Consider the following 4133-nt stretch of genomic DNA (forward strand, 5'->3'; position numbering starts at 1 on the left):
CGGGCGGTCCCGGGTGACGGTCTGGGCTACGGCATGCTCCGCCATCTCGCCGGCGCCGAACTCCCGCACCCGCAGATCGGGTTCAACTACCTCGGACGCTTCGGTGGCCGGGACGGCGACTGGCGGATGACCGCCGACAGCTTCGGCAAGGGCAGCGCCGCCCAAGCCCCGGTGATGCACGCCCTGGAAGTCCTCGGCACGGTGCGCGACCTGCCCGCCGGCCCCGAACTGACCCTGACCCTGGCCTGGCCGGAGCGACTCCTCGACGCGGCCGACGCGCAGGCCCTGCTGGACACCTGGGCCGCGATGCTCACCGGCCTGGCGGCCCACCGCGGCGGCGGGCACACCCCGTCCGACTTCCCCCTGGTCACCCTCGACCAGGAGCGCGTCGACGAACTCGAATCGGCGCTCCCCGGACTGGTCGACGTACTCCCGGTGTCACCGCTCCAGGAAGGGTTGCTCTTCCACGCGCTCTTCGACGAACAGGGCGAGGACCTGTACGTCGAGCAGATGGTCGTCGACCTGCACGGCCGGGTCGACGCCCCGGTCATGCGGGCGTCCTGGCAGGCGCTGCTCGACCGGCACCAGACCCTGCGGGTCGGCTTCCGGCAACCGGCCGGCACGGAACAGCCCGTACAGACCGCCGTACGGCACGCCGAACTGCCGTGGCGCGAGGACGACCTGTCCGGCCTGGACGCGGACGCCGCCTGGGCCGAGTCGGAGCGCATCGCGGCCGAGGAACGCGCCCGGCGCTTCGACCTCGCCCGCCCCCCGCTGCTGAAGGTCGCCCTGGTCGACGCCGGACACGGCCGCGTCCGCATGATGGTGACCCTGCACCACCTGCTGCTCGACGGCTGGTCGCTGCCCATCCTGATGCGCGAGCTGTGGGCCTGCTACGCGGCGGGCGGCGACGCCGGCGCACTGCCGGCCGTGGTGCCCTACCGCGACTACGCCACCTGGCTGGCCGGCCGGGACCAGGACGCCGCCCGTGAAGCCTGGCGAGAGGCTCTGGACGGCATCGAGGACCCCACCCTCGTCGCCCCCGCCGACCGCACCCTCCCCGCCTCCGCCGTGCTCGACCGGGTGACCGCGCAGACCGGCGAGGAACTGGCCGCCGCGCTGGGCGAGTCGGCCCGCGCCCAAGGCGTGACCCTGAACACGGTGGTGCAGTTCGCCTGGGCGGTGGTCGTGGGCCAGTTGGCCGGGCGGCGTGACGTCGTCTTCGGTGCCACGGTGGCCGGACGCCCGGCGGAGCTGCCGGGCATGGAGGACATGCTCGGTCTGTTCCTGAACACGGTCCCCGTGCGCGTCACCTTCGACGCGGAGCGCAGTGTCGGCGACGTACTGGCCGCGCTCCAGGCCCAGCAGTCCGCGCTGCTGGAGCACCAGCACCTCGGGCTCACCGAGATCCAGCGGCTCGCCGGACCGGGCGCCACCTTCGACACCCTGATGGCGTTCGAGAACTACCCCGGCGACCCGGCGGTACCGCCGTCCGTCGAGGACCTGGCCCTCGTCGGCACCGAACTGCGCGAGTCGACCAACTTCGCCCTCGCCCTGGGCGTCACCCCGGGCGCCGGGCTCGAACTCCGCCTCGACTTCCGGCCCGACGTGTTCGACCGGCACGAGGTCACCCGGATGAGCCGACGCCTCGTCCGCGTGCTGGAACAGATACGCACCGACCCCGGAATGCGCGTCAGCGACATCGACGTACTGGAACCCGCCGTGCGCTCCCAGGTGGTCGAGCACTTCAACGACACCGGGCGGCCCGTGTCGGCGGGGACGGTGCTGGACCTGTTCCGGGGCTGGGTGGCGCGGACGCCGGATGTGGTGGCGGTGCGTGCGGGTGCGCGGGCGTTGACGTATGCGGAGCTGGACGCGCGGTCGAACGGTCTGGCGCGGCGGTTGGTGGGTGTGGATCGGGTGGGGCTGTGTCTGCCGCGTGGGGTGGACATGGTGGTGGCGTTGCTGGCGGTGTGGAAGGCCGGGGGCGCGTATGTGCCGCTGGACCCGGAGTATCCGGCGGACCGGCTGGCGTACATGATCTCCGACAGTGGTGCGTCGGTGGTGTTGACGGAGTCGACCACCGTGGAGCTGGTTCCGTCCGGCATCGATGTGATGCTGGTTGACGGGCCGGTCGGCGCATCGGCTGAACCGTTGGACACACAGGTGGCACCCGATCAGCTCGCCTATGTCATCTACACCTCGGGTTCGACGGGCCGGCCGAAGGGTGTGGCCGTCGAGCACGGCGGGGTCGCGAACCTCGCCGAGGTGATGCGTCCGGTGCTCGGCGTGGAGCCGGGGACGGTGGCGTTGCAGTTCGCGTCGTTCAGCTTCGACGCGGCGGTGCTGGATGTGGCGGTGACGCTGGGTGGCGGTGGCACCCTGGCCATCGCGTCGAGCGAGGAGCGCACCGAGCCGGGCGCGCTGGTGGAGATGATCCGCCGTGCGGGTGTGCAGGTGGCGAGTGTCGTGCCGTCGCTGCTGGGCGTGCTCGACCCGGCCGACGTACCGGGCGTACGCAACTGGGTGGTGGGCGCGGAGCGGCTGAGCGCCGACCTGGCGGCCCGCTGGCGGGCACGGACGCGGATCTGGAACACGTACGGCCCCACCGAGGCGACCGTCATCTCCACCACCACGCTCCTGCCCGAGGGGATCGGGTCCCAGGACGCGCCCCCGCCCATCGGCGGACCCATCGGCAACACCCGGGTCTATGTCCTGGACGACTTCCTGCGCCCCGTCCCGCCCGGTGTGACGGGCGAGCTGTACGTCACCGGCGCCGGCCTGGCGCGCGGGTACAACAACCGGCCCGACCTGACCGCCGAACGGTTCGTGGCGTGCCCGTTCACCGAGGACGGCCGGATGTACCGGTCCGGTGACCTCGCGCGGTGGACGGCCGACGGGTCGCTGGAGTTCGCCGGCCGGGCGGACGAGCAGGTCAAAATACGCGGCTTCCGGGTCGAGCCCGGTGAGATCGAGTCCGTCCTCGCCTCGCACCCGGAGGTACGGCAGGCCGCCGTCGTCGTCCGCGAGGACCGGCCCGGCGACAAGCGGCTGGTGGGGTACGTCGTCCCCGAGGGGCAGGAGGTCGACCCGCAGGACCTGCGCGAGCACGTGGCCCGTACGTCACCCGAGTACATGGTCCCGGCCGCGATCATGGTCCTCGACGCCCTGCCGCTGACGGTCAACGGCAAGGTCGACCGCAAGGCCCTGCCCGCGCCCGAGACCGCCGCCCACGGGGAGGGACGCGCCCCCGAGACCCCGGCCGAGGCACTGCTGTGCGGACTGTTCGGCGAGGTGCTGGGCCTGGAACGGGTCGGGGTCGACGCGTCGTTCTTCGAACTGGGCGGCGACTCGATCATGTCGATGCTGCTGGTGTCGAACGCCCGCCGGGCGGGACTGGTGATCAGTTCCCGGCAGGTCTTCGAACAGCGCACGCCCGCCCGGCTGGCGACCGTCGCCGTCGCGGCGGACGACATGGTGGCCGGCGTCACCGTCCCGGGCACCGGCGCGATACCGCTGACGCCGGTCATGCGCGAACTGGCGGACCGGGTCGGCCGGAACGGCATCGGCCGGGTCGTGCAGCCCGGGGTGGTCACCGTCCCGGCCGGGCTGGACTACGGCACGTTGGTGGCCGCCCTGCGCGCGGTGGTGGACCACCATGACGTACTGCGGGCCGGACTGGAGTCGGGCGAGCGGTGGCAACTGGTGGTGCCGGAGCCGGGGTCCGTACCGGTGGAGGACTGGGTGCGCCGGGTGGACGTCACCGGCGCCGACCTGACGGCCGCCCTGGACGAGCAACTGGCACGGGCGACCGACCGCATCTCACCGCCCGCCGGGGTGATGCTCCAGGCGGTGTGGCTGGACGCCGGACCCGAGACGGACGGCCGGCTGCTGCTCGTCGTGGACCACCTGGTGGTGGACACGGTGTCCTGGCAGACCCTGCTCCCGGATCTGGCGGAGGCGTACCGGGCGCTGGCGGCGGGGCGGGTGCCGGAGCCGGCGGTGGTGCCGACGTCGTTCCGGCACTGGGCGCGTGAGCTGGAGGCGCAGGCGCGCGGCGAGGAGCGGCTGGCGGAGCTGCCGCGCTGGACGGAGCTGCTGGGCGGTGGTGATCCGCTGCTGACGGTGGTGCC

1 protein-coding gene is annotated in these 4133 nt (G+C 73.0%); it reads left to right on the top strand.

From position 1 onward, the window contains the following. Positions 1–33: 33 nt before the first annotated feature. Positions 34–4133 (top strand): amino acid adenylation domain-containing protein (locus ACFY32_RS34020; protein WP_390676366.1); only part of this gene is annotated, 4100 nt, incomplete at its 3' end.

The organism is Streptomyces sp. NPDC000134 (assembly GCF_042899225.1).
Classification (GTDB): Bacteria; Actinomycetota; Actinomycetes; order Streptomycetales; family Streptomycetaceae; genus Streptomyces.